The sequence below is a fragment of the Candidatus Schmidhempelia bombi str. Bimp genome (genome assembly GCF_000471645.3).
GTDB classification, from domain to species: domain Bacteria; phylum Pseudomonadota; class Gammaproteobacteria; order Enterobacterales; family Orbaceae; genus Utexia; species Utexia bombi.
On the sequence record NZ_AWGA01000068.1, the window covers coordinates 1 to 22,318 of the forward strand.

Here is a 22,318-nt window from a genome sequence, read left to right on the forward strand (position 1 = left end):
GTCGCTCTCTTGCCATTGGGTGATAAATTCACGCATTGGGTAGGTATTACGTAATTCTAAGCGGTAGTCAATGCCGGTAAAGCCGTGTTTACGTAATATCTGCTCCACCACTGCAATCACACTTTGATGTTGGTAAATGGCACTATAGCGATGTAAGCCCAGTAACGCTAGGCGCGGCGCTAAGATCACTTTATATTGCGCTTGCTGTTTATTGACTGATAGCTGACTAAATTCAGTTATCACCCCATGCAAAGTACGGGGTAAGGTGGGCAGCGTTAAAGTGCTAAGTTGCATAGATAAGAGATGATGGGGTTTTGGTTGAAAAGTAAGGCTGGCTTTTTGAGTGAGAATGGCATCTGTGGCTATCTGTTTGTCACTAGAGGTGAAAATAATTTCATATCGCCATGGTTTGTTTAGTGTTTCCTGTCCTGTTACGGTATGCATAAACAGTAAAGAAGTAATGCCATCTATCTGTAATGTGTAATTATTACTGTTAGTCAATTGCTGGTTAAGTAATTCCTGAGCAAGGTCAAATGGCGCAATCATATTACTGCCTTTTCTTTTTTACATAAAAATAATTATCTTTACATATTATGTAAAAAAGATAATCAAAACAAGTGATAAGTGAGGTGGTTTAAGCTACTTCTCGGCTAAAAAATATTTACCTGTTGATTTTATTGAATAAAGGTAAATTAGTGTTTGTAAAAATACGGTTAATTGTTATTGAAGGGTTAGGTTGGATTAGGTTGAGGGGATATAGTTTTACTTAATTAGCTAGCTATTGTATAAAATGCCAAATACCCTTTACGTAATAAGACATTAATAAGATATTGATTAGGTGAGGGTGCATGTTTATGACACGATTTTTTTCTAATAACCGTAAATAATACGAGCAAACGCTGTATTTAATTCATATAACCATATATACAACCAAATTCATTGTTGATAACGAATTTGGTTGTATAGTTTTATAGGTTAATTTATTTTATTCAGACATTGTGTATATAGTGATTCTTCAAATTTCATCACCGCTTCTTTTTTAGGTCTATTTTTATTTAACATTTGATAGCCAGTTAAAAACTGTACAAATGCAATATAACGATTTGATTTAGTTTTAATAAAACCAGCCAAATTATAAGAGCCCTCAAGGTGACCAGTTTTGGCAAATACTGTCTGTTTAAAAGGAACTTTATTTAAACTACGACGATATTGTAATGTGCCGTCAACACCCGCAATAGGGAACATATTAATCATATTTAGTTGTTTATCATGATTAGCAATAAATTGTAGAATTTTTAACATGGTTTCAGCATTTAATAGATTGAGTCTAGATAAGCCTGAACCATCGATAACGACATTATTTTTTAAATCAATATTAGCTTTTTTCTTTAAAATTTGTCTAACTGCATCGCTACTGTTTAGCCAAGTGCCTGGCATATTAAAATAATGGGCGCCAATGGTTCTAAAAACCGCATCAGCAATTAAATTATTAGAATTCTTTAACATGTCAGTTAGTAAAGACGAGAGTGGCGCGGAGGTATTCGTCGCTAATACTGTAACTTTATTGCTATTTATTGGATGTTTTGATTCTATAATTTTACCATTAAAAGTAATGCCTGCTTGTTTAAGATAATTACGTAATAGTTTGGCTACATAAAGCGAACCATCCATAACCGCAAAATGGAATGAGCGTTTTTTTTCTGTGATTTTCATGCAACCAGTTAATTGGTAATTATTATTATCTCTAACCAAAATATCTAAATTACAGTAGCGATTATCACTATCTTTTTTAGTTGTCATTACATGACTGTCAATTTGCACTGGATGTTGCGATGCGACGGTGGCAATGGCTGGTTTTCCTACTTGCGTTGCTGGCGTTAAAGTGGCATAAAAACAATTACCATCAATAATGCTTGCTGATGGCGCTGTATTATAACAGAATGTTAGGTTATTCCATGACCAGCCTTCGGCTTTATCATGACCTGAAAAAATACTGGTATCAATAACGATATTACCTGTTACATGACTGATTCCTTTTTGTTTTAATTTTGTTACCATAGCCGTTAGCTGTTGACGAGTGAAGGTTGGATCCCCATGCATTGATAAGATAAGATCGCCGTTTAGCGTGTCGTTAGTAATTGAGCCTTTGGTCATAAATTGGGTGGTGAAACGGTAATCAGGACCTAATTCCAACAAGGCGGCTAAAGCGGTAACAATTTTCTGCGTACTCGCTGGAATTCGAAGTTGCTTAGTTTGGTGTGATAATAGAACTTCTTGTTTGCCACTGGTATATTGGGCGAGTAAAGAAACATTGGTGCCTGGAGGCAGTAGACTAAAATCTGGGGTTATCTTAGCGATAGTTTCACTTGAGATACTACATAGCAGTATAATGGTCATCATGACACAAAGTATCCTTTTCACAATAATATATCCTTTATTTTTCTTAATTAGCAATAATGTTAATTTTTGTTACTACAAGATAATCAATAGTTATTAATACAAAATGACACAACATGCTGGCTATAAAATATAGTCATTTATCATTGAGATATTCTTAATCGTTTGAGAATAAACACCATAATTTTCTATCAACGCTAAATTATGGTGTTATATATCATATAACGTCATCTCTTTTATATAAATAAGCAGTTCAGTCTTAAAAGTGATAATTTCTTTTAAAGAATTAATGAGCCTACCCAACCAGCCAATAATAATGGAATATTGAAGTGAATAAAGGTTGGGATCACACTATCACGCATATGATCATGTTGACCATCGGCATTTAAACCAGCGGTTGTTGCGAGTATGGTATCAGATGGCGGAGAACCAGCATCGCCAATCGCGCCAGCCGCGCCGATTAGACAAACTGTTGCCATAGGAGAGAAACCTAATTCAACACAGAGAGGAACAAAAATAACGGCAATAATTGGCACGGTTGAAAATGATGAACCAATACCTAAAGTAATAATTAGACCAATGATCATTAATGCTAATGCTGCAATGGCTTTACTACCTGAAAATAATTTAGCACTATGTTGTACTAATGTCGCTATTTCATTCGTTTCTTTTAATACTTCAGCAAAACCTTGGGCTGTGATCATCACAAATCCGATCATTGCCATCATTTTTATGCCATCATTAAACACCGTATCGGCTTCATCCCATTTAACAACACCCGTTACGATAAAACAGATAAAGCCAATTAAAGCACCTAAAATCATCGATCCGGTATAGAGTTGAATACTAAAAGAGATCAGAATCGCACCTAATGAAATGATTAGTGAACGTTTAGTCATCTGTGGTGCATGTTTTTGTGTGATGATTTCTGCTTGGTAATGTCGAGGTTTACGATAGCTAAAAAAGATCGCTATTAATAGACCCGTAAACATCCCCGCTGCTGGAATAGCCATTGCTTCCATGACATTAATATGCTCAACATTTAAACCTGCGCTGGTAATATTTTTGAGCAAAATCTGTTTAAGGAAAATGTCGCCAAATCCAATAGGTAAAAACATATAAGGTGTCACTAAGCCAAAGGTAATAACACAAGCAATCATGCGGCGATCTAAATTTAATTTAGACATTACATATAATAAAGGTGGAATCAAAAGGGGAATAAATGCAATATGAATTGGAATCAGATTTTGCGATGATACGCTAACACAACCAATAATAATAATTAAAAACCACTTGATCCGAGTTTTATTATTTGGTTCTTCGAGTTGTTTAATGGCGATATCCGCAAGAGCTTGAGGTAGACCCGAGCGAGAAATTGCCACAGCAAAAGAACCTAATAAAGCATAAGATAAAGCAATTGAAGCACCATTTCTAATCCCAACATCAAAAGCATCAATAGTTTGTTTAAGCGATAAATCACTGCATAGGCCGCCGGCAAATGCACCGATAATAAGGCTGATTACTACATGAACTCTCATCAGTGAGAGTATCAACATAAGAAAGACAGCAACAAGAACAGCATTCATAATAAATATTATCTCTTATAATTTTTTACATTAATCGTTATTCATAAAATAAACTTAGTCTATTTAAGATTACTATATCAGGTTTCTTTTTTCAGTACAGCATAAAAGAATCCATCACCACCATTCTCACTTGGTAGCAGTTGTAACATGTCACTTTGCAATGTAGCGTTACTCACCGTATTTAAGAATTGTTGTATCTGTAATTTATTTTCTTCAGGTAAAATAGAACAAGTTGCATACACAAGGGTACCCCCAGGTTTTAAATGTGCCCAAATAGCAGATAATATTTGTTGCTGTAATATCGCCAATTCTTCAATATCGCTATGACGACGTAACCACTTAATATCTGGGTGGCGACGAATAACGCCAGTTGCTGAGCAGGGGGCATCAAGCAAAATACGATCAAACAATGTGTCTTGACACCAGATTTCGGGATAGCGACCATCTCCACTTTTAACTGTGGCAGATATATTTAAACGGGTCAAATTTTCCTTGAGTCTTTTTAATCGACTACTATCAATATCGACGGCCCAAACGTTGGCTTGAGGGGCTATTTCTAATATATGGGTTGTTTTTCCACCTGGTGCTGCACATAAATCTAATATGGTTTCGTTATCTTTTGGTGCAAGTAACGTGGCGGCATATTGTGCTGATAAATCTTGTACGGTAACCCAACCTTTATCAAAACCTGGTAGCTGATTGACCGATACGGGGGTAATAAGACGAATCGCCTCTTTTACCTGATCGCAATGAATGGCTTCAATATTATTTTTCGCTAATAACTGTAAATATTCCTTGGTTGAATGGTAGCGCTGGTTTACTCTTAACCACATTGGGGGTTTTTGATTATTCGCCGTCACTATAGCTTGCCAGTTATCTGGATAATACTGTTGCCACCGTTTTATTAACCATGTTGGATGAAGGTGAGTATTGCCTTGTTGGTCAAATTTCTGTTTTAAAGATAATTGTTGGCGTTGACATTCCCGTAATATAGCATTCACTAATCCTTTAAATGGGCGTTTAGCTAGACTGGATACCGCATTAACGGTTTCCGCTACCGCTGCATGAGCAGGAACCCGGGTATAAGTGAGTTGATAAATCCCTACCATTAACAAGTAATGGACAATGCGATTTTTTCCTGTCATCACTTTATCCATTAACTGCTGAATCATAAACTCTTGTTCAGGTAAAGTACGTAAGATACCAAAACAAATTTCAGCGGTTAATGCTTTATCTTTGTCATTTAATGGTGTTTGTAGCACAGGTAATACATTACTTAATGAACGCCCTTGTTCTACTACTTCATAAATAGCTTTTGCGGCAATTGCTCGCAGATTAATTATTTTTTTCATTAACTTACTCAATAGGAATTAAATTATTTGAGCATATTACCAATAGTAAACCAATCGCGGCGGGAATTCAGTAAATCTTGGGCAGACATTCTTTTCTTTCCCGCTGGTTGGAGACTTGTCATCACTAAGATACCTTCGCTCGTTGCAACGGCAATGCCATTTTTATCCGCACTGATGATGGTGCCTGGCAAAGCTGAGGTTTGTTTATCAATAACGTAACTTTGCCATACTTTTATTGGCTGCTCTGCTATTTCAAAATAGCTCACTGGCCAAGGGTTAAAGGCTCGAGTACAACGTTCAAGTTGCTTTGCTGATAACTGCCAATTTAAGCGCGCTTCTTGTTTGGTTAATTTGTGTGCATAAGTAACAAGATTTTCATTTTGTTTTTGTGGTGTTAATTGATGCTTAATAAGTAAAGATAACGTCTTTAATAAAGCTTCTGGTCCTAATACGGCTAATTTATCGTAAAGTGTCGCACTAGTATCTTCTGATGTTATTGGACAGGTTGCCTTGTAAAGCATATCACCCGTATCTAATCCCTCGTCCATTTGCATAATGGTTACCCCTGTTTCGGTATCGCCTGCCCAACAAGCACGTTGAATCGGTGCTGCACCACGCCAACGAGGTAATAAAGAACCATGGACATTAAAACACCCATATTTTGGCATTTCAAGTACTTCTTTAGGTAAAATCAAGCCATAAGCAACCACAATCATAATATCCGCTTTTAGATCGGCAATAATTTGTTGATACTCACCATGTTTTAAACTGGTGGGCTGAAAAACGGGAAGTTGATGTTGCTCAGCCAGTTCTTTTACAGGGCTAGCCGTCAATTTATTACCTCGACCAGCAGGACGATCAGGTTGTGTGAAAACGGCTACGATTTCATGCGGTGAGTCAATTAATGATTGTAAATGTTTAGCTGCAAAATCTGGCGTTCCAGCAAAAATTATTTTAAGCAATGTTTCAGGCGCAGTTGCTGACATAAATTACCTTATTAAATATTAAATACTTATTTGAATAAAATAATACTGTATATTTGTCGAATGATATAGATTCTTTTAAAAAGAAATTAACTTATTATGTTGATTGAGCTATTTATAAAAATGATAAGATATGGAGATAGAAAGTGAAATAATCATTATTAATTCGTTATAACAATATTGCTTAATTGTTTTGTTGTTTCGGTTGGTTTGTTTTGATGTGTGTAATGATAACCAAAGCTATCGAATTAGTTAATAACAAAAGTTTTCAAATTAAATGAAAAAATTATCTCGTTTATTTTTTAAGCAAAAAAGGCAATTTTAAAATCATTAAAATGGAACAAGAAAGAGTTAATTACTCTTATTATAGATAAACAGTTGAAATCAATTTGAAATTATCAGAAAAAATAAAGGAAGTTATAGCTAAATATTAGCGCATAACTTCCTTTTGATATAATTAGAGATAAAAGAATTATTTTAATGTTGATTGTTAATTTGTAACACTATTAACATCAATGTATCTTGATGATTTAACAATAGCCGAAACGTACATGACTTTATCAACCAGTTCGCTGGAAATTGTTATTGGCGGATGATCTTGGTTAATGCTTGTGAAGCGATATTCGCGATTGCGAAGGTACTCAAGTTTTTTAATCATATATCTTCCATCTTTTAATTTTACAAACACTTCATCTCCTGAAGCTGGTACGAGCTCTGGTTCAATCACAACAAATTCTCCGGAATTAATCCTAGGAAACATAGAATCCCCTTTTACACGTAAGCTAAAAGCTACAGGATCGTCGCTATAAAATTTCAAATATCCGCTTAAAGATTCATCCATTTCAAAAGCTCCATTAGCTCCCATTACTGCTTCTCCTTTTACTTTTACTGCTCTTGATTTAACCGCACCCATAAATTCAAATTGAGGAACGTCAAGACCTGAATCTCCTTGACCAGATGACAACCATTCAACATTAACTTTTAAGGCTTGAGCTAACTCAGATATTTTTCTAAAACTTTTTGTATCCCCAGCTACTAATTTTCTGATTGCTGGCTGAGAAACATTAACCGCTCTAGCTAAATCGTGTTGGGATAAACCAGATTTATTAAACGCAATTTTAAAACGATCATTAAATGTATTCATAAAAACTCCTCACGAATCAATTATATAACTTTAGTTATTATTATTAGTTTTAACTAATACGGAAAAAAATGAATTATTTGAAAAAGGCTATAAATAAAGTAGGAAGCCAAAAAGAGTTTGGACATATCTATGGCGTGAGTCAAGTAGCAGTAAGTAAATGGTTGAATGGTAATAAAATTGGTGAAGATAAGGCAATTTTAGTGGAGCAAGCTTTAAATGGATTTGTGACCTGCGAAGAGCTTCGTCCAGACGTCAACTGGTCTGTTGTGAGAAAAGGTGTGCCGCCAGTCGCTTTAAATGACAAGAAATAAGACTGGAAAAATAAACTCACCTGCGGTGCTTAGTGAGTTTAAAAATTGAAAGGAATAAAACATGAAACAAGATAAATCATATTGTAGAACCTGTCAACAGGAAGATGAGCCAACATCACAACAGGAGCCGGTAGTCGCAGTGTGCTGTGATGGTAAATATCGAACTTTAGACGATATACAGTGAGAGATTAAGGGGGTGCTTTAATCAATTTGATACTACACCAGCAATTAGCGCAAAACTGCGAGAAAAAGTTCGGTTATGCAAATATGGTTACGTGAAAGACAAGTATCACATACTCAATCAAAAAACCAAGAAAACTTGTTATTACTACACGCTAAAGAGAGTTACTAATGTGAGTAACATCTTTTATCAATAATTCAAAATGCATTGAATGGGGATTGAACATGCAACAAGGTGCGCTGTTTGATTTGATTAATCAGCTTCACTGCTGGGCTGAGCCGATTTCCATTGACGGTGAAATTTATTACTGGGCGTCAAAGCAAATGATTTGCAATGAAATTCCGCTTGCTTACAGCAAAGTTGACACTTTTTAGCGCGCATTGAAAACGTTATGCGAAAGAGGATTAATTAATTACAAAAAACATGGTGAAAAAGACTGCATTTCGCTAACTGCAAAAGGTAAAGAATGGAACTCGGAAACAAATCCGGAAGTCGGAAATAAATCCGAGGAAACTCGGAAATAAATCCGAAAAACCTCGGAAATAGATCCGACATATAAGAATACTAAGATCAATAATACTAAGATCAATAATAATAAAAAAATAAATAAAAAAAGATTTAGATTTATCGGTATTCATTCAGCAACCAACTGAGCAGGTTTGGAATGATTATCTTGAGCACAGGAAAAACAAAAAAGCGAAGTTAACATAATATAATATATTTATTAAGTCATATAGTGGCGCAGCTTTTGATAATGCGCAGCTAGGTATATTTCACTCAATGCCATTATCAGAATGATAGCAAATAGAGTAACGCACAATATTATCCATTTTAAATAGGACATCGTGATAATAAACCCTTGCTTAAGTAGCAAATTTGCGTATAATATGCACTACTTTGCCAATTAGGTAAGGATTAACGGCGTTAAAGATTTGAAGTGACGCTCACAATACTCCCGATCTGGGGGTTATGATAAAGAACGGATTACCCTCTCCTGTCAATCGAAACAGGGAAAGAGGAGTGGTCTTTTGTTATAACTTTTTTATAGTGGAGCTCTGGTCTCATGCAGAACCAAAGAATCCGTATCCGTCTAAAAGCGTTTGATCATCGTTTAATTGATCAATCAACTGCGGAAATCGTAGAAACTGCGAAGCGTACTGGTGCGCAAGTTCGCGGTCCTATCCCATTACCGACGCGTAAAGAGCGTTTCACAGTATTGATTTCACCACATGTTAATAAAGATGCGCGTGATCAATATGAGATTCGTACTCATAAACGTCTAGTTGACATCGTAGAACCAACTGAGAAAACAGTTGATGCATTGATGCGTCTAGATCTTGCTGCCGGTGTTGATGTGCAGATCAGCTTAGGTTAAGCCTAGGCTGAATGATTGAGAGGTCGAAACAATGATTGGTTTAGTCGGTCGTAAAGTAGGAATGACGCGTATCTTCACTGAAGACGGCGTTTCAGTTCCTGTCACCGTAATTGAAATTCAAGAAAACCGTGTTACTCAAATTAAGACAATTGAGAACGACGGTTATCAAGCTATTCAGGTTACTACTGGCAGCAAAAAAGCAAGCCACGTAACTAAACCTGAAGCAGGTCATTTTGCTAAGGCTGGTGTTGAAGCTGGTCGTGGTTTATGGGAATTCCGTTTTGAAGAAGGCGAATTCACTGTAGGTCAAAGCATTAACGTTGATTTATTCACTGACGTTAAGAAAGTTGATGTAATTGGTACATCTAAAGGTAAAGGTTTTGCTGGTGTAACTAAACGCTGGAATTTCCGTACTCAAGATGCTACACATGGTAACTCTTTGGCGCACCGTGGTCACGGTTCTATCGGTCAGAACCAGACTCCAGGTAAAGTGTTCAAAGGTCGTAAAATGGCAGGTCACTTAGGTAATGAACGCGTAACTGTTCAAAGCCTTGAAGTTGTGCGTGTAGATGCAGAGCGTAAACTTTTATTAGTTAAAGGTGCTGTACCTGGTGCAACGAACAGTGATGTAATTGTTAAACCAGCTATTAAGGCTTAACGTCAAGGAGATAGAAATGGAATTAGTAGTAAAAGACGCGCAAGCGCTCTCTGTTTCCGAAACTACCTTCGGACGTGAATTTAACGAAGCATTAGTTCATCAAGTTGTTGTTGCTTATGCAGCAGGTGCTCGTCAAGGAACTCGTGCTCAAAAAACTCGTGCTGAAGTTGCTGGTTCAGGTAAAAAACCATGGCGTCAAAAAGGAACTGGTCGAGCTCGTTCTGGTTCAGTAAAAAGCCCAATTTGGCGTAGTGGTGGTGTTACATTTGCGGCTCGTCCACAAGATCATAGCCAAAAAGTTAACCGTAAAATGTATCGTGGTGCGTTAAAAAGTATTTTTTCTGAATTAGTGCGTCAAGATCGTTTAGTGGTTGTTGAAAAATTTACTGTAGATGCACCAAAAACTAAGTTATTAACTCAAAAGTTAAAAGAGATGAATCTTGAAGATGTATTAATTATTACATCTGAATTAGATGAAAATCTTTTCTTAGCTGCGCGTAACTTATATAAAGTTGATGTGCGTGATGTAGCAGGTATTGATCCAGTAAGTTTAATTGCATTCGAAAAAGTAGTAATCACTGTTGATGCAGTTAAGCAAGTAGAGGAGATGTTAGCATGATTCGTGAAGAGCGTCTGCTGAAGGTCCTGCGTGCACCGCATGTTTCTGAGAAAGCATCAATTTCCATGGAAAAACACAATACATTAGTATTGAAAGTTGCTAAAGATGCTACTAAAAAAGAAATCAAAGCCGCAGTTGAACAACTATTTGAAGTTAAGGTAGACGATGTGAATACTTTAGTTGTTAAAGGTAAAGTAAAACGTCGTGGTCAACAAATCGGTCGTCGTAGCGACTGGAAAAAAGCTTACGTTACTTTAGCTGAAGGTCAAAATTTAGACCTTGCTGGCGTCGCTGAGTAATTCGGAGGAGTAAGAACAATGGCAGTTGTTAAGTGTAAACCTACATCTCCGGGTCGTCGCCACGTTGTTAAAGTGGTTAACCCAGAGCTGCATACCGGGAAACCTTATGCACCGTTGCTTGATTCAAAAAGCAAAACTGGTGGTCGTAATAATAATGGTCGTATTACTACTCGTCATATTGGCGGTGGTCATAAACAACATTATCGTTTAGTTGATTTTAAACGTAACAAAGATGGAATTCCTGCAATTGTTGAACGTTTAGAGTATGATCCAAATCGTTCAGCTAATATTGCTTTAGTTTTATATAAAGACGGTGAACGTCGTTATATTTTAGCTCCAAAAGGTTTAAAAGCCGGAGATCAGATCCAATCTGGTGTTGATGCATCAATTAAAACAGGTAACTGTTTACCTATGCGTAACATTCCAGTTGGTTCTACCGTGCACAATGTTGAAATGAAACCAGGTAAAGGTGGCCAAATGGCTCGTTCTGCCGGTAGTTATGTTCAAATCGTCGCACGTGAAGGTTCTTATGTTACCCTACGTCTTCGTTCTGGCGAAATGCGTAAAGTGTTAGCGGATTGCCGCGCCACTATTGGTGAAGTTGGTAATTCAGAGCATATGCTTCGCGTATTAGGTAAAGCTGGTGCAAGTCGTTGGCGTGGTATTCGCCCAACCGTTCGCGGTACGGCAATGAACCCAGTAGATCACCCACATGGTGGTGGTGAAGGTCGTAACTTTGGTAAACATCCTGTGTCTCCATGGGGTCAAAAAGCCAAAGGATTGAAAACGCGTAGCAACAAACGTACTGATAAGTACATTGTTCGCCGTCGCAATAAGAAATAATAAATAGAGGATAAGCTATGCCACGTTCTCTCAAGAAGGGTCCTTTTATTGACCTACACTTGCTGAAGAAGGTAGAGAAAGCGGTGGAAAGCGGTGACAAGAAGCCTATTCGCACTTGGTCCCGTCGTTCAACGATCTTTCCTAACATGATCGGATTGACCATCGCTGTCCATAATGGTCGTCAGCACGTACCTGTTTATGTATCAGATGAAATGGTTGGACATAAATTAGGTGAATTCGCGCCGACTCGTACTTATCGCGGCCATGCGGCTGATAAGAAAGCTAAAAAGAAATAAGTAGGAGATAGAGATGGAAACTGTAGCAAAATATCGCCACGCTCGTTCTTCTGCACAAAAAGTTCGCTTAGTAGCTGATCTTATTCGCGGTAAGAATGTGTCTCAGGCTTTAGATATTTTAACGTACACCAATAAAAAAGCGGCTGTATTGGTTAAGAAGGTGCTTGAGTCTGCCATTGCTAATGCAGAACATAACGACGGTGCTGATATTGATGATCTGAAAGTTGCGAAAATTTTCGTAGACGAAGGTCCTAGCATGAAACGTATTATGCCTCGTGCTAAAGGTCGTGCAGATCGAATCTTGAAGCGTACCAGCCACATCACTGTGATTGTGTCTGATCGCTAAGGCTCTGGAGAATTGCAATGGGTCAAAAAGTAAATCCAAATGGTATCCGATTAGGTATTGTCAAACCTTGGGCATCTACCTGGTATGCAGATACAAAAGAGTTCGCTGATAATTTAGATGGCGATCATAAAGTTCGCAAATTCTTGACTAAAGAATTAGCACAAGCTTCGATTTCTAAAATCGTGATCGAGCGTCCGGCTAAAAGCATTCGTGTTACTATCCACACTGCACGTCCGGGTATCGTTATCGGTAAGAAAGGCGAAGATGTAGAAAAATTACGTAATGCCGTAGCAAACATTGCAGGTGTTCCAGCCCAAATTAACATTGCTGAAGTTCGTAAGCCTGAACTCGATGCTAAGTTAGTTGCTGATAGCATCACTTCGCAATTAGAACGTCGTGTTATGTTCCGTCGTGCGATGAAACGTGCGGTACAAAATGCAATGAAAGCAGGTGCTAAAGGTATCAAAGTTGAAGTTAGTGGGCGTTTAGGCGGTGCCGAAATCGCTCGTAGCGAGTGGTATCGTGAAGGTCGTGTACCTCTACATACTTTACGTGCTGATATTGACTATGCAACTTCTGAAGCACATACAACATATGGTGTTATTGGTGTTAAGGTGTGGATCTTCAAAGGGGAGATCCTTGGTGGTATGGCTGCCGTTGAACAACCGGAAAAACCGGCTGCTCAACCTAAAAAGCAGCGTAAAGGCCGAAAATAATAAGGAGCGTCGCTGATGTTACAGCCAAAGCGTACAAAATTCCGTAAAATGCATAAAGGCCGCAACCGTGGTCTGGCTGCAGGTGCTGACGTTAGCTTCGGTACTTTCGGTCTGAAAGCTGTTGGTCGTGGTCGTTTGACTGCGCGCCAAATCGAAGCGGCACGTCGTGCTATGACTCGTGCAGTTAAACGTCAAGGTAAAATCTGGATTCGTGTTTTCCCTGATAAACCAATCACAGAAAAACCACTTGAAGTGCGTATGGGTAAAGGTAAGGGTAACGTAGAATACTGGGTTGCTCTTATTCAACCAGGTAAAGTTCTCTATGAAATGGATGGCGTACCTGAAGAAGTTGCCCGTGAAGCATTTGCATTGGCAGCAGCAAAACTGCCGATTAAGACCACCTTTGTAACTAAGACGGTGATGTAATGAAAGCAAAAGAGCTGCGTGAAAAAAGCATTGAAGAGCTGAACGCTGAACTTCTTAATTTATTACGTGAGCAATTTAACTTACGTATGCAATTAGCTGGAGGTCAGTTACAACAGCCTCATTTAGTTAAACAAGTGCGTCGTGATATCGCACGTGTTAAAACTTTATTGACTGAGAAGGCGGGTGCGTAATGACAACTAATATTCGTACTCAACAAGGTCGTGTAATTAGTGACAAAATGGATAAATCTATTACTGTTGCTATCGAACGTAAAGTGAAACATCCATTATATGGTAAATTCATTAAACGTACGACTAAATTACATGTACATGATGAGAATAATGAGTGTGGTATTGGTGATACTGTTGAAATTAAAGAGTGTCGTCCATTATCTAAGACTAAGTCTTGGACTCTAGTTCGAATCGTAGAAAAAGCAGTTATTTAATCTAACAGGTTAAAATCTGCACAGAAAGATAATAAATGGCTAGTTTAGCCATTTATTTTTATACTACCCATTTTATTTGAGAGATGTTATACTATACACCCCTCAAATAGATGGGGTTTTTCGGTTGTCTTTTTCATTGTGAATTAGACAAGACTATTGATAATTGCGGAGCATTAAGATGATCCAAGAACAGACTATGCTGGATGTTGCCGATAACTCTGGCGCACGTAGCGTAATGTGTATCAAGGTTCTCGGTGGATCGCACCGCCGTTATGCCGCTGTTGGTGACATCATTAAAATTACCATTAAAGAAGCAATTCCTCGTGGTAAAGTAAAAAAAGGTGATGTGCTAAAAGCTGTTGTGGTGCGCACCAAGAAGGGTGTTCGTCGCCCAGATGGATCTGTTATCCGTTTCGATCGTAACGCTTGTGTATTACTAAACAATAATAGCGAGCAACCGATCGGTACGCGTATTTTTGGACCGGTCACTCGTGAACTTCGTTCAGAGAAGTTTATGAAGATCATTTCATTAGCACCAGAAGTACTGTAAGGAGCGGGTAATGGCAGCGAAAATCCGTCGCGATGACGAAGTGATCGTGTTAACCGGTAAAGATAAAGGTAAACGCGGTAAAGTAAAAAGTGTTTTGACTAACGGCAAATTGGTTATTGAAGGTATCAATCTGGTAAAAAAACATCAGAAACCAGTACCAGCATTAAACCAAGAAGGCGGTATTATTGAAAAAGAAGCTGCAATCGATGCATCGAATGTCGCTATTTTCAATAATGCAACAGGCAAAGCTGACCGTGTAGGCTTCCGTGTAGAAGATGGCAAAAAAGTCCGCTTCTTCAAGTCTACGAATGAAATTATTTAAGTAATTTGGAGTATACGATGGCGAAACTGCATGATTACTACAAAGCACAGGTAGTAAATAAACTGCAAGACCAGTTTGGCTACAAATCTGTCATGCAAGTCCCTCGGATCGAAAAGATCACCTTGAATATGGGTGTGGGTGAAGCGATTACTGATAAGAAATTATTAGATAACGCGGTTGCAGATTTAGCTGCAATCAGTGGTCAAAAACCATTTGTCACTAAAGCACGCAAATCAGTTGCTGGTTTTAAAATCCGTCAAGGGTATCCTATTGGTTGTAAAGTCACCCTACGTGGCGAACGTATGTGGGAATTCTTTGAGCGCTTAGTCTATATTGCTCTACCTCGTACTCGAGATTTTCGTGGTTTAAGCGCGAAATCTTTTGATGGTCGTGGTAACTATAGTATGGGTGTTCGTGAACAAATCATTTTCCCTGAAATTGATTATGACAAAGTAGATCGTGTTCGTGGTTTAGATATAACTATCACAACTACAGCGCAATCTGACGAAGAAGGCCGAGCATTACTTTCAGCCTTTAACTTCCCATTTCGCAAGTAAGGTAGGGGCATCTAATGGCTAAACAATCAATGATTGAACGCGATAAAAAACGCGTTAAATTAGCAAATAAATATTTTGCTAAACGTCAAGAATTAAAAGCGATTATTTCTGATGTCAATGCATCAGATGAAGACCGTTGGAATGCAGTGCTGAAACTACAGACACTTCCTCGAGATTCAAGCCCATCACGTCAACGTAATCGTTGTCGTCAAACTGGTCGTCCACATGGCGTCCTTCGTAAGTTTGGTTTAAGCCGTATTAAGGTTCGCGAATCCGCCATGCGTGGTGAAATTCCAGGTCTTAAGAAAGCAAGTTGGTAAATCCGGGGAGTATTATAGATGAGCATGCAAGATCCAATCGCAGATATGTTGACCCGCATTCGCAATGGTCAAGCTGCGAATAAAGTTGCGGTCACCATGCCTTCCTCTAAGCTGAAAGTGGCAATTGCTAAAGTGCTGAAGGAAGAAGGTTATATCGAAGATTATAAAGTGGTAGGTGACACTAAGCCTGAATTGGAAATCACTTTAAAATATTTCCAGGGTAAAGCAGTTGTAGAAAGTATTCAACGTGTAAGCCGTCCAGGTCTACGTATTTATAAACGTAAAGACGAATTACCAAAAGTAATGGCTGGATTAGGTGTTGCTGTGGTTTCTACATCTAAAGGTGTTATGACCGATCGTGCAGCCCGCCAAGCAGGTCTTGGTGGTGAAATTATCTGCTACGTAGCTTAAGGGAGAATAAAATGTCTCGTGTTGCAAAAGCACCTGTCGTTATTCCTGCTGGCGTAGAGGTAAAACTCGATGGTCAGGTAATTTCGATTAAAGGTAAAAATGGCGAGTTATCTCGCACTATTCACGACGCTGTTATCGTTAAGTTTGAAGATAATGAAGTAACCTTCAATCCACGCGAAGGCGCAGCGAATGCTTGGGCCCAAGCAGGTACAGCTCGTGCGTTGATTAATTCAATGGTTATTGGTGTTACAACTGGCTTCACCAAAAAACTACAGTTAGTTGGTGTTGGTTATCGTGCCCAAATGAAAGGCAACGTTGTTGGTCTTTCTCTTGGATATTCACATCCTATTGAACATCAACTACCGGCAGGCGTTACCGCTGAATGTCCTACTCAAACTGAAATCGTACTAAAAAGTGCTGATAAACAGTTAATTGGACAAGTTGCAGCAGATATTCGCGCTTATCGTCGTCCTGAACCGTATAAAGGTAAAGGTGTCCGTTACGCAGACGAAGTCGTGCGTACTAAAGAAGCTAAGAAGAAGTAAGGTAACACTATGGATAAGAAATCAGCTCGTATCCGTCGTGCAACCAAAGCGCGTCGTAAAATGCAAGAATTATGTGCGACACGCTTGGTGGTTCACCGTACTCCGCGTCATATTTATGCGCAGATTATCGCACCGAACGGATCAGAGGTACTGGCAGCTGCTTCAACTTTAGAAAAAGCTATCAGTGAAAGTTTAAAATATACTGGAAACAAAGATGCGGCGACCGCAGTTGGTAAAGCGATTGCAGAACGTGCATTGGCAAAAGAGATTAAATCTGTATCTTTTGACCGTTCAGGTTTCCAATATCATGGTCGAGTCCAGGCGCTAGCAGATGCTGCTCGCGAAGCTGGCCTTCAGTTCTAAGGTAGGAGTTACAGATGTCAAACATCGAAAAACAAGCTGGCGAACTGCAGGAAAAATTAATCGCAGTGAACCGTGTTTCTAAAACTGTAAAAGGTGGTCGTATTTTCAGCTTTTCCGCATTAACTGTGGTTGGTGATGGTAACGGTCGCGTTGGTTTTGGTTATGGTAAAGCGCGTGAAGTTCCAGCAGCGATCCAAAAAGCGATGGAAAAAGCGCGACGCAATATGATTCATGTTGCATTAAATAACGACACGCTACAACATCCGGTAAAAGGTGTTCATACTGGCTCTCGTGTCTTTATGCAGCCTGCTTCTGAAGGTACGGGTATTATTGCCGGTGGTGCAATGCGTGCTGTTTTAGAAGTAGCTGGTGTGCGTAACGTATTATCAAAAGCATATGGTTCAACAAACCCAATTAACGTGGTGCGTGCGACTATTGATGCACTTGAAAATATGAAATCACCAGAAATGGTTGCTGCTAAGCGTGGTAAAACCGTCGAAGAAATTTTGGGGTAATAAGCCATGGCAAAGACAATTAAAATTACACAGACTCGTAGTTCTATTGGCCGTATTCCGAAGCATAAAGCGACGTTACGTGGTCTAGGATTACGTCGTATTGGTCATACCGTTGAGCGTGAAGATACGCCAGCAATTCGTGGTATGGTTAACCAAGTTTCTTACATGGTTAAAGTGGAGGGGTAAGTAATGCATTTAAATACTTTAACTCCTGCAGCAGGTTCTAAACATGCATCTAAACGTGTAGGTCGTGGTATTGGTTCTGGTTTAGGTAAAACTGGTACTCGTGGTGTTAAAGGTCAAACTTCTCGTTCAGGTGGCGGCGTACGTCGTGGCTTCGAAGGTGGTCAAATGCCTTTATATCGTCGTTTACCGAAGTTTGGTTTTACTTCACGTAAATCAATGATCACTGCTCAAGTACGTCTTGCAGACATTGCACGTGTTAACGGTGATGTTGTTGATCTTAATAGCTTAAAAGCGGCAAAATTAGTTGGTACACAAATTGAATATGTGAAAATTATGCTTGCAGGTGAAATTTCTAAACCTGTAACTGTTCGCGGTATTCGTGTAACTAAAGGCGCTAAAGCTGCGATTGAAGCTGCTGGCGGAAAAATTGAGGAATAGTTAGAAAGATGGCAAAGCAACCAGGATTAGATTTTCAAAGTGCAAAAGGTGGCGTAGGTGAGTTAAAAAGACGTTTGTTATTTGTTCTTTTAGCTCTAATCGTTTTCCGTATTGGATCTTTTATTCCGGTTCCTGGTATTAATGCTGGCGAGCTTTCTGCGTTGCTTAAACAAGCTGCGAGTGATAATGGCATTATCAGTATGTTTAATATGTTTTCTGGTGGTGCATTGAGTCGAGCTTCAATTTTTGCCTTAGGTATTATGCCTTATATTTCTGCATCTATTATTGTGCAGTTATTGACAGCTATTAATCCAACATTAGCGGAATTGAAGAAAGAAGGGGAATCTGGTAGACGTAAAATTAGTCAATATACTCGTTATGGAACATTAGCGCTTGCAATTGTTCAGGCGATAGGTATTGCAACAGGTCTACCGAATATACCTGGTTTTGGTCATGTGGTGGTAAATCCTGGCTTCTCATTCTACTTTATTGCTACAGTTAGCTTAGTCACAGGAACAATGTTCTTAATGTGGTTAGGTGAGCAAATTACAGAAAGAGGTGTTGGTAACGGCATCTCTATCATTATTTTTGCCGGTATCGTAGCAGGTTTACCTGTTGCTATCGGTGAAACGATTGAACAAGCTCGTTCAGGTGTTTTACATCCGTTGCTGTTATTAGTTGTTGCAGCACTCGTATTCGGTATTACCTATTTTGTTGTATTTGTTGAGCGTGGACAACGTCGTATTGTTGTTAATTATGCTCAGCGTCAGCAAGGACGCCGTATATATGCAGCACAAAGTTCACATTTACCGTTAAAAATAAATATGGCAGGAGTGATTCCAGCAATATTTGCTTCAACGATAATAATGCTTCCTGCGATGCTTGCATCTTGGTTGCAGGGTGATGGACAGGGTTGGCGATATATTTTTGTGTTGATTAAACAATATTTATCGCAAGAACAACCACTTTACATTGTACTTTATGCAGCAGCTATTATTTTCTTCTGTTTCTTCTATACTGCGTTAGTTTTCAATCCTAGAGAGACAGCGGATCAGCTAAAGAAATCTGGTGCATTTATACCCGGGATACGTCCAGGGGAACAAACAGCGAAGTATATTGATAAAGTAATGACACGTTTGACTTTAATCGGCGCTTTATATATTACTTTTGTTTGTTTAGTCCCAATGTTTATGACATCAGCAATGAAAGTTTCGTTCTATTTTGGTGGAACATCGTTACTTATCGTTGTTGTCGTTATTATGGACTTTATGGCTCAAATTCAGACTCTAATGATGCCAAATCGTTATGAGTCAGTATTAAAAAAAGCAAATCTTAAAGGCTACGGTCGTTAAGATTGTTTAGGAAGTTACGGAGACAAAAATGAAAGTTCGTGCTTCAGTCAAGAGACTATGTCGCAATTGCAAAATTATTAAGCGTAACGGTGTTGTGCGAGTAATTTGCGTTGAACCAAAACATAAACAACGTCAAGGTTAATTTTTAAATTACCGTAAAGTTGCTAACGTTTTGCATATTTTTCTTGCAAAAGTGTGGTATTGCTGGCTAGAATAGCCAGCCTATTATTTTTTTACGTGATAGCCTCTATATGAGTATCCTGAAAACGGGCTTTTCAGCATAGAGGTTGTCTTTTTATTATATTATAGGAGTGCATAGTGGCCCGTATCGCAGGCATTAACATTCCTGATCAAAAACATACAGTTATTGCGTTACAAGCAATATATGGTATCGGTAATACACGCGCTAAAGCAATTTGTGAAGCAGCGGGTATTCCTGAACATGTTAAGATCAGAGAACTATCTGAAGATCAAATTGAAACTTTACGTGAACAAGTTGCTAAATACACTGTAGAAGGTGACTTACGTCGTGAAGTAACTATGAGTATCAAGCGTTTAATGGACCTTGGTTGTTATCGTGGTATACGTCATCGCCGTGGATTACCAGTCCGTGGTCAACGTACAAAGACTAACGCACGTACCCGTAAGGGACCGCGTAAGCCTATCAAGAAATAATCGGGGTAATTAAGAATGGCAAAGACACCTGTTCGTAGTACACGTAAACGTGTGAAAAAACAAGTTTCTGATGGTATCGCTCATATTCATGCTTCTTTTAACAATACAATCGTAACCATTACCGATCGTCAGGGTAACGCGTTAGGTTGGGCAACCGCTGGTGGTTCTGGTTTCCGTGGATCGCGTAAATCTACCCCGTTCGCAGCTCAGGTTGCAGCAGAACGTTGTGCTGAAGCTGTAAAAGATTACGGAATTAAGAATCTGGAAGTTATGGTGAAAGGACCTGGTCCTGGTCGTGAGTCAACTATTCGTGCATTAAATGCTGCGGGTTTCCGTATTACGAATATTACTGATGTGACTCCGATTCCTCATAACGGTTGTCGTCCACCGAAAAAACGTCGTATTTAATTTAGACGTTTTAGGATTATTGGAGAAAAAAAATGGCAAGATATTTGGGACCTAAGCTAAAGCTTAGCCGTCGTGAAGGTACCGATTTATTCCTTAAATCTGGTGTTCGTGCGATTGATACCAAGTGTAAATTAGAACAAGCTCCTGGTCAGCATGGTGCGCGTAAACCGCGTTTATCTGACTATGGCGTTCAATTACGTGAAAAACAAAAAGTTCGTCGTATTTATGGGATTTTAGAGCGTCAATTCCGTAATTATTATAAAGAAGCCGCTCGCTTAAAAGGTAACACAGGTGAAAACCTACTTACTCTTTTAGAAAGTCGTTTAGATAACGTGGTTTATCGTATGGGATTTGGTGCAACTCGTGCTGAAGCTCGTCAGTTAGTAAGCCATAAAGCAGTTTTAGTAAATGGTCGCGTAGTCAACATTGCATCTTACAAGGTTTCGCCTGAAGATGTAATCAGTGTTCGTGAAAAAGCGAAGAAACAAGCGCGTGTTAAAGCAGCTTTAGAATTAGCAGAACAACGTGAAAAACCAGTTTGGTTAGAAGTTGATGCTACAAAGATGGAAGGTGTTTTCAAACGCTTACCTGAACGTTCGGATTTATCCGCTGACATCAATGAACATTTGATCGTCGAACTTTACTCTAAGTAAAGTCTAGTATTTAAGAGAGGACACAATGCAGGGTTCTGTAACAGAGTTTTTAAAACCTCACCTAGTTGATATTGAGCAATATAGTTCTACTCATGCAAAGGTGACTCTTGAGCCACTTGAGCGTGGTTTTGGTCATACTCTAGGTAATGCACTGCGCCGTATTTTATTGTCATCAATGCCGGGATGCGCTGTAACTGAAGTAGAGATTGATGGTGTTCTTCATGAGTACAGCACTAAAGAAGGTGTTCAAGAAGATGTACTGGATATTTTACTCAACTTGAAAAAGTTAGCAGTGAAAGTACATGGTAAAGATGATGTCATGGTAACGTTGAATAAATCTGGAGTTGGTCCTGTCACTGCCTCTGATATTGTTCACGATGCGGATGTCGAAATTGTGAATCCAGATCATGTCATTTGTCATCTTACTGATGCTAATGCTTCGATTAGTATGCGTATTCGTGTACAGCGTGGTCGTGGTTATGTCCCTGCTTCTGCTCGCGTTCAGTCAGAAGACGACGAGCGTCCTATCGGTCGCTTGTTAGTTGACGCGTGTTATAGCCCAGTTGAGCGAATTGCTTATACTGTTGAGGCAGCTCGCGTCGAACAGCGTACAGACTTAGATAAATTAGTTATTGATATGGAAACTAACGGTACAATTGATCCAGAAGAATCAATTCGCCGTGCGTCTACCATTTTGGCTGAACAGCTTGAAGCTTTTGTTGACTTACGTGATGTACGTCAGCCTGAAGTGAAAGAAGATAAACCAGAATTTGATCCAATTCTACTCCGTCCAGTAGATGATTTAGAATTGACAGTTCGGTCGGCAAATTGCTTAAAAGCAGAAGCAGTTCATTATATTGGTGATTTAGTTCAGCGTACTGAAGTTGAGTTATTAAAAACGCCAAATCTTGGTAAGAAATCACTTACTGAAATTAAGGACGTACTCGCTTCACGTGGTTTATCTTTAGGTATGCGCCTAGAGAATTGGCCACCTGCAAGTATTGTTGAAGACTAATAACTTGAAAGTTTTATAGAAGGATAAAGTT

36 protein-coding genes are annotated in these 22,318 nt (G+C 38.9%); 30 read left to right on the top strand and 6 right to left on the bottom strand.

The genetic code is table 11. From position 1 onward, the window contains the following. The 6 genes from O970_RS07470 to O970_RS07495 form a co-directional block, all read right to left on the bottom strand. Nucleotides 1-546, bottom strand: a 546-nt coding sequence (locus O970_RS07470; RefSeq protein ID WP_036563037.1) for a contractile injection system protein, VgrG/Pvc8 family, incomplete at its 3' end; no start/stop codon positions are given. A 429-nt stretch (nucleotides 547-975) separates the two neighbouring features. Next, nucleotides 976-2,421 carry a serine-type D-Ala-D-Ala carboxypeptidase gene (gene dacB, locus O970_RS07475; RefSeq protein ID WP_130575735.1) on the bottom strand — a complete coding sequence of 482 codons (1,446 nt, stop codon included), beginning with the start codon at nucleotides 2,419-2,421 and terminating at the stop codon, nucleotides 976-978. 254 nt (nucleotides 2,422-2,675) lie between these two features. Beyond that, the gene (locus O970_RS07480; protein WP_024496497.1) at nucleotides 2,676-3,983 is read right to left on the bottom strand and encodes a Na+/H+ antiporter family protein; all 1,308 of its coding nucleotides are present in this window, start codon (nucleotides 3,981-3,983) and stop codon (nucleotides 2,676-2,678) included. 77 nt (nucleotides 3,984-4,060) lie between these two features. Then, nucleotides 4,061-5,335 (bottom strand): 16S rRNA (cytosine(967)-C(5))-methyltransferase RsmB, encoded by a 1,275-nt coding sequence (rsmB, locus tag O970_RS07485; protein ID WP_024496498.1) that lies wholly within the window; start codon nucleotides 5,333-5,335, stop codon nucleotides 4,061-4,063. A gap of 23 nt (nucleotides 5,336-5,358) precedes the next feature. After that, nucleotides 5,359-6,321 carry a methionyl-tRNA formyltransferase gene (gene fmt, locus O970_RS07490; RefSeq protein ID WP_024496499.1) on the bottom strand — a complete coding sequence of 321 codons (963 nt, stop codon included), beginning with the start codon at nucleotides 6,319-6,321 and terminating at the stop codon, nucleotides 5,359-5,361. A 487-nt stretch (nucleotides 6,322-6,808) separates the two neighbouring features. Further along, nucleotides 6,809-7,462, bottom strand: coding sequence for a LexA family transcriptional regulator (locus tag O970_RS07495; protein ID WP_036563040.1), 654 nt, complete (start codon nucleotides 7,460-7,462; stop codon nucleotides 6,809-6,811). Nucleotides 7,463-7,530: 68 nt separating this feature from the next. Here O970_RS07495 and O970_RS07500 point away from each other — a divergent pair, with 68 nt between their 5' ends. The 30 genes from O970_RS07500 (at nucleotide 7,531) to O970_RS07640 (ending at nucleotide 22,287) form a co-directional block, all read left to right on the top strand. Beyond that, nucleotides 7,531-7,773, top strand: coding sequence for a transcriptional regulator (locus tag O970_RS07500; protein WP_024496500.1), 243 nt, complete (start codon nucleotides 7,531-7,533; stop codon nucleotides 7,771-7,773). A gap of 61 nt (nucleotides 7,774-7,834) precedes the next feature. Next, on the top strand, nucleotides 7,835-7,957 hold the full coding sequence (locus O970_RS10205) for a hypothetical protein (RefSeq protein ID WP_275055010.1): 123 nt from the start codon (nucleotides 7,835-7,837) through the stop codon (nucleotides 7,955-7,957). A 221-nt stretch (nucleotides 7,958-8,178) separates the two neighbouring features. Further along, nucleotides 8,179-8,328: a hypothetical protein gene (locus O970_RS10085; protein WP_202976372.1), complete on the top strand. Its 150-nt coding sequence runs from the start codon at nucleotides 8,179-8,181 to the stop codon at nucleotides 8,326-8,328. Nucleotides 8,329-9,017: 689 nt separating this feature from the next. Beyond that, nucleotides 9,018-9,329: a 30S ribosomal protein S10 gene (rpsJ, locus tag O970_RS07510; protein ID WP_001181005.1), complete on the top strand. Its 312-nt coding sequence runs from the start codon at nucleotides 9,018-9,020 to the stop codon at nucleotides 9,327-9,329. 31 nt (nucleotides 9,330-9,360) lie between these two features. Continuing rightward, nucleotides 9,361-9,987, top strand: coding sequence for a 50S ribosomal protein L3 (rplC, locus tag O970_RS07515; RefSeq protein ID WP_024496501.1), 627 nt, complete (start codon nucleotides 9,361-9,363; stop codon nucleotides 9,985-9,987). A 16-nt stretch (nucleotides 9,988-10,003) separates the two neighbouring features. Beyond that, nucleotides 10,004-10,606 (top strand): 50S ribosomal protein L4, encoded by a 603-nt coding sequence (gene rplD / locus O970_RS07520; protein ID WP_024496502.1) that lies wholly within the window; start codon nucleotides 10,004-10,006, stop codon nucleotides 10,604-10,606. After that, nucleotides 10,603-10,905, top strand: a complete 303-nt coding sequence (gene rplW / locus O970_RS07525) for a 50S ribosomal protein L23 (protein WP_024496503.1) — start codon at nucleotides 10,603-10,605, stop codon at nucleotides 10,903-10,905. Before rplD ends, rplW begins: the two co-directional genes overlap by 4 nt. An 18-nt stretch (nucleotides 10,906-10,923) precedes the next feature. Next, nucleotides 10,924-11,748 (top strand): 50S ribosomal protein L2, encoded by an 825-nt coding sequence (gene rplB / locus O970_RS07530; RefSeq protein ID WP_024496504.1) that lies wholly within the window; start codon nucleotides 10,924-10,926, stop codon nucleotides 11,746-11,748. Between the two features lie 17 nt (nucleotides 11,749-11,765). Further along, on the top strand, nucleotides 11,766-12,044 hold the full coding sequence (gene rpsS / locus O970_RS07535) for a 30S ribosomal protein S19 (protein ID WP_024496505.1): 279 nt from the start codon (nucleotides 11,766-11,768) through the stop codon (nucleotides 12,042-12,044). Between the two features lie 13 nt (nucleotides 12,045-12,057). Continuing rightward, a complete protein-coding gene (rplV, locus tag O970_RS07540) occupies nucleotides 12,058-12,390 on the top strand; it encodes a 50S ribosomal protein L22 (protein WP_024496506.1) in 333 nt (110 codons plus the stop codon). A 17-nt stretch (nucleotides 12,391-12,407) separates the two neighbouring features. After that, nucleotides 12,408-13,106 (top strand): 30S ribosomal protein S3, encoded by a 699-nt coding sequence (gene rpsC / locus O970_RS07545; protein ID WP_024496507.1) that lies wholly within the window; start codon nucleotides 12,408-12,410, stop codon nucleotides 13,104-13,106. Between the two features lie 15 nt (nucleotides 13,107-13,121). Then, the gene (gene rplP, locus O970_RS07550; protein WP_024496508.1) at nucleotides 13,122-13,532 is read left to right on the top strand and encodes a 50S ribosomal protein L16; all 411 of its coding nucleotides are present in this window, start codon (nucleotides 13,122-13,124) and stop codon (nucleotides 13,530-13,532) included. Then, nucleotides 13,532-13,723 (top strand): 50S ribosomal protein L29, encoded by a 192-nt coding sequence (gene rpmC, locus O970_RS07555; protein ID WP_024496509.1) that lies wholly within the window; start codon nucleotides 13,532-13,534, stop codon nucleotides 13,721-13,723. The genes rplP and rpmC overlap by 1 nt, the downstream gene beginning before the upstream one ends. Next, nucleotides 13,723-13,977, top strand: a complete 255-nt coding sequence (rpsQ, locus tag O970_RS07560; RefSeq protein ID WP_024496510.1) for a 30S ribosomal protein S17 — start codon at nucleotides 13,723-13,725, stop codon at nucleotides 13,975-13,977. Before rpmC ends, rpsQ begins: the two co-directional genes overlap by 1 nt. 178 nt (nucleotides 13,978-14,155) lie before the next feature. Next, nucleotides 14,156-14,527, top strand: coding sequence for a 50S ribosomal protein L14 (gene rplN / locus O970_RS07565; RefSeq protein WP_024496511.1), 372 nt, complete (start codon nucleotides 14,156-14,158; stop codon nucleotides 14,525-14,527). Between the two features lie 10 nt (nucleotides 14,528-14,537). Next, on the top strand, nucleotides 14,538-14,849 hold the full coding sequence (gene rplX, locus O970_RS07570) for a 50S ribosomal protein L24 (RefSeq protein WP_024496512.1): 312 nt from the start codon (nucleotides 14,538-14,540) through the stop codon (nucleotides 14,847-14,849). A gap of 17 nt (nucleotides 14,850-14,866) precedes the next feature. Further along, the gene (gene rplE, locus O970_RS07575; protein WP_024496513.1) at nucleotides 14,867-15,406 is read left to right on the top strand and encodes a 50S ribosomal protein L5; all 540 of its coding nucleotides are present in this window, start codon (nucleotides 14,867-14,869) and stop codon (nucleotides 15,404-15,406) included. Between the two features lie 14 nt (nucleotides 15,407-15,420). Further along, on the top strand, nucleotides 15,421-15,726 hold the full coding sequence (gene rpsN / locus O970_RS07580; protein ID WP_024496514.1) for a 30S ribosomal protein S14: 306 nt from the start codon (nucleotides 15,421-15,423) through the stop codon (nucleotides 15,724-15,726). 18 nt (nucleotides 15,727-15,744) lie between these two features. Next, nucleotides 15,745-16,137 (top strand): 30S ribosomal protein S8, encoded by a 393-nt coding sequence (rpsH, locus tag O970_RS07585; protein WP_024496515.1) that lies wholly within the window; start codon nucleotides 15,745-15,747, stop codon nucleotides 16,135-16,137. Between the two features lie 11 nt (nucleotides 16,138-16,148). Continuing rightward, nucleotides 16,149-16,682, top strand: a complete 534-nt coding sequence (gene rplF / locus O970_RS07590; RefSeq protein ID WP_024496516.1) for a 50S ribosomal protein L6 — start codon at nucleotides 16,149-16,151, stop codon at nucleotides 16,680-16,682. A 9-nt stretch (nucleotides 16,683-16,691) separates the two neighbouring features. Continuing rightward, nucleotides 16,692-17,045 (top strand): 50S ribosomal protein L18, encoded by a 354-nt coding sequence (rplR, locus tag O970_RS07595; protein WP_024496517.1) that lies wholly within the window; start codon nucleotides 16,692-16,694, stop codon nucleotides 17,043-17,045. Nucleotides 17,046-17,059: 14 nt separating this feature from the next. After that, entirely contained in the window at nucleotides 17,060-17,560 is a 501-nt protein-coding gene (rpsE, locus tag O970_RS07600; RefSeq protein ID WP_024496518.1) for a 30S ribosomal protein S5, read from the top strand. 6 nt (nucleotides 17,561-17,566) lie between these two features. Next, nucleotides 17,567-17,746 carry a 50S ribosomal protein L30 gene (rpmD, locus tag O970_RS07605; RefSeq protein ID WP_024496519.1) on the top strand — a complete coding sequence of 60 codons (180 nt, stop codon included), beginning with the start codon at nucleotides 17,567-17,569 and terminating at the stop codon, nucleotides 17,744-17,746. A gap of 3 nt (nucleotides 17,747-17,749) precedes the next feature. After that, complete coding sequence (rplO, locus tag O970_RS07610; protein WP_024496520.1) at nucleotides 17,750-18,184, top strand: 50S ribosomal protein L15; 435 nt, start codon at nucleotides 17,750-17,752, stop codon at nucleotides 18,182-18,184. A gap of 8 nt (nucleotides 18,185-18,192) precedes the next feature. Further along, complete coding sequence (secY, locus tag O970_RS07615) at nucleotides 18,193-19,536, top strand: preprotein translocase subunit SecY (protein ID WP_024496521.1); 1,344 nt, start codon at nucleotides 18,193-18,195, stop codon at nucleotides 19,534-19,536. Nucleotides 19,537-19,564: 28 nt separating this feature from the next. Further along, on the top strand, nucleotides 19,565-19,678 hold the full coding sequence (gene rpmJ / locus O970_RS07620; RefSeq protein ID WP_081685290.1) for a 50S ribosomal protein L36: 114 nt from the start codon (nucleotides 19,565-19,567) through the stop codon (nucleotides 19,676-19,678). Nucleotides 19,679-19,854: 176 nt separating this feature from the next. Further along, nucleotides 19,855-20,211: a 30S ribosomal protein S13 gene (gene rpsM, locus O970_RS07625; RefSeq protein WP_024496522.1), complete on the top strand. Its 357-nt coding sequence runs from the start codon at nucleotides 19,855-19,857 to the stop codon at nucleotides 20,209-20,211. 15 nt (nucleotides 20,212-20,226) lie between these two features. Continuing rightward, complete coding sequence (gene rpsK, locus O970_RS07630; RefSeq protein ID WP_024496523.1) at nucleotides 20,227-20,619, top strand: 30S ribosomal protein S11; 393 nt, start codon at nucleotides 20,227-20,229, stop codon at nucleotides 20,617-20,619. A gap of 32 nt (nucleotides 20,620-20,651) precedes the next feature. Beyond that, on the top strand, nucleotides 20,652-21,272 hold the full coding sequence (gene rpsD, locus O970_RS07635) for a 30S ribosomal protein S4 (RefSeq protein ID WP_024496524.1): 621 nt from the start codon (nucleotides 20,652-20,654) through the stop codon (nucleotides 21,270-21,272). Nucleotides 21,273-21,297: 25 nt separating this feature from the next. Then, nucleotides 21,298-22,287: a DNA-directed RNA polymerase subunit alpha gene (locus O970_RS07640; protein WP_024496525.1), complete on the top strand. Its 990-nt coding sequence runs from the start codon at nucleotides 21,298-21,300 to the stop codon at nucleotides 22,285-22,287. Nucleotides 22,288-22,318 lie beyond the last annotated feature (31 nt).

Coding starts and splice junctions, on each gene's coding strand:
- O970_RS07480 (WP_024496497.1), bottom strand. CDS start 3,983: ATGAATGCTGTTCTTGTTGCTGTCTTTCTTATGTTGATACTCTCACTG.
- rsmB (WP_024496498.1), bottom strand. CDS start 5,335: ATGAAAAAAATAATTAATCTGCGAGCAATTGCCGCAAAAGCTATTTAT.
- fmt (WP_024496499.1), bottom strand. CDS start 6,321: ATGTCAGCAACTGCGCCTGAAACATTGCTTAAAATAATTTTTGCTGGA.
- O970_RS07495 (WP_036563040.1), bottom strand. CDS start 7,462: ATGAATACATTTAATGATCGTTTTAAAATTGCGTTTAATAAATCTGGT.
- O970_RS07500 (WP_024496500.1), top strand. CDS start 7,531: ATGAATTATTTGAAAAAGGCTATAAATAAAGTAGGAAGCCAAAAAGAG.
- O970_RS10205 (WP_275055010.1), top strand. CDS start 7,835: ATGAAACAAGATAAATCATATTGTAGAACCTGTCAACAGGAAGATGAG.
- O970_RS10085 (WP_202976372.1), top strand. CDS start 8,179: ATGCAACAAGGTGCGCTGTTTGATTTGATTAATCAGCTTCACTGCTGG.
- rpsJ (WP_001181005.1), top strand. CDS start 9,018: ATGCAGAACCAAAGAATCCGTATCCGTCTAAAAGCGTTTGATCATCGT.
- rplC (WP_024496501.1), top strand. CDS start 9,361: ATGATTGGTTTAGTCGGTCGTAAAGTAGGAATGACGCGTATCTTCACT.
- rplD (WP_024496502.1), top strand. CDS start 10,004: ATGGAATTAGTAGTAAAAGACGCGCAAGCGCTCTCTGTTTCCGAAACT.
- rplW (WP_024496503.1), top strand. CDS start 10,603: ATGATTCGTGAAGAGCGTCTGCTGAAGGTCCTGCGTGCACCGCATGTT.
- rplB (WP_024496504.1), top strand. CDS start 10,924: ATGGCAGTTGTTAAGTGTAAACCTACATCTCCGGGTCGTCGCCACGTT.
- rpsS (WP_024496505.1), top strand. CDS start 11,766: ATGCCACGTTCTCTCAAGAAGGGTCCTTTTATTGACCTACACTTGCTG.
- rplV (WP_024496506.1), top strand. CDS start 12,058: ATGGAAACTGTAGCAAAATATCGCCACGCTCGTTCTTCTGCACAAAAA.
- rpsC (WP_024496507.1), top strand. CDS start 12,408: ATGGGTCAAAAAGTAAATCCAAATGGTATCCGATTAGGTATTGTCAAA.
- rplP (WP_024496508.1), top strand. CDS start 13,122: ATGTTACAGCCAAAGCGTACAAAATTCCGTAAAATGCATAAAGGCCGC.
- rpmC (WP_024496509.1), top strand. CDS start 13,532: ATGAAAGCAAAAGAGCTGCGTGAAAAAAGCATTGAAGAGCTGAACGCT.
- rpsQ (WP_024496510.1), top strand. CDS start 13,723: ATGACAACTAATATTCGTACTCAACAAGGTCGTGTAATTAGTGACAAA.
- rplN (WP_024496511.1), top strand. CDS start 14,156: ATGATCCAAGAACAGACTATGCTGGATGTTGCCGATAACTCTGGCGCA.
- rplX (WP_024496512.1), top strand. CDS start 14,538: ATGGCAGCGAAAATCCGTCGCGATGACGAAGTGATCGTGTTAACCGGT.
- rplE (WP_024496513.1), top strand. CDS start 14,867: ATGGCGAAACTGCATGATTACTACAAAGCACAGGTAGTAAATAAACTG.
- rpsN (WP_024496514.1), top strand. CDS start 15,421: ATGGCTAAACAATCAATGATTGAACGCGATAAAAAACGCGTTAAATTA.
- rpsH (WP_024496515.1), top strand. CDS start 15,745: ATGAGCATGCAAGATCCAATCGCAGATATGTTGACCCGCATTCGCAAT.
- rplF (WP_024496516.1), top strand. CDS start 16,149: ATGTCTCGTGTTGCAAAAGCACCTGTCGTTATTCCTGCTGGCGTAGAG.
- rplR (WP_024496517.1), top strand. CDS start 16,692: ATGGATAAGAAATCAGCTCGTATCCGTCGTGCAACCAAAGCGCGTCGT.
- rpsE (WP_024496518.1), top strand. CDS start 17,060: ATGTCAAACATCGAAAAACAAGCTGGCGAACTGCAGGAAAAATTAATC.
- rpmD (WP_024496519.1), top strand. CDS start 17,567: ATGGCAAAGACAATTAAAATTACACAGACTCGTAGTTCTATTGGCCGT.
- rplO (WP_024496520.1), top strand. CDS start 17,750: ATGCATTTAAATACTTTAACTCCTGCAGCAGGTTCTAAACATGCATCT.
- secY (WP_024496521.1), top strand. CDS start 18,193: ATGGCAAAGCAACCAGGATTAGATTTTCAAAGTGCAAAAGGTGGCGTA.
- rpmJ (WP_081685290.1), top strand. CDS start 19,565: ATGAAAGTTCGTGCTTCAGTCAAGAGACTATGTCGCAATTGCAAAATT.
- rpsK (WP_024496523.1), top strand. CDS start 20,227: ATGGCAAAGACACCTGTTCGTAGTACACGTAAACGTGTGAAAAAACAA.
- rpsD (WP_024496524.1), top strand. CDS start 20,652: ATGGCAAGATATTTGGGACCTAAGCTAAAGCTTAGCCGTCGTGAAGGT.
- O970_RS07640 (WP_024496525.1), top strand. CDS start 21,298: ATGCAGGGTTCTGTAACAGAGTTTTTAAAACCTCACCTAGTTGATATT.